1 protein-coding gene is annotated in these 436 nt (G+C 49.5%); it reads left to right on the top strand.

The annotated features are described in order from the left end of the window. A partial coding sequence (locus P0G09_RS15690) for a hypothetical protein (RefSeq protein WP_275253119.1) occupies positions 1 to 195 on the top strand: 195 nt, incomplete at its 5' end. Positions 196 to 436: the final 241 nt, after the last annotated feature.

Consider the following 436-nt stretch of genomic DNA (forward strand, 5'->3'; position numbering starts at 1 on the left):
GTTGAAAACTCGGTGGAAACTGTGGAATTCCACCCGGAAAGTGGGCGTACAAACTTGATTTTTGAACATTTTCCACCGGGTTTTCAACATGTGGAAAAATTAGAGCCGAATTACCGATTGTATAGCCTGCTGAATGTGGAAAACTTTTGCCTTCGGCAAACAGTGCGAAGAATGACGGGGTATGCTATACTTTAAAATGTATCAGTGTCAAAATATAGTAAAACTGAAACAGAACGAAACCATGGCGCGGCTCAAACGGCCCGCCTTGCCATAGAATGGAAGGAGAACACATCAATGGACGAACAGAAAATGCCGCGCCGTCCCCGCCGCAGCAGCACGGAGGAGCAGCCCAAGAATGAGAGCCTGGTATACGGCAAAAACCCCGTGACCGAGCTGCTCAAGAGCGGTTCCGGCGTGGATACCGTGCTGATCGCGG

Origin of the sequence: Faecalibacterium sp. DFI.5.82, from assembly GCF_029076575.1 — a bacterium.
Classification (GTDB): Bacteria; Bacillota; Clostridia; order Oscillospirales; family Ruminococcaceae; genus Faecalibacterium; species Faecalibacterium duncaniae.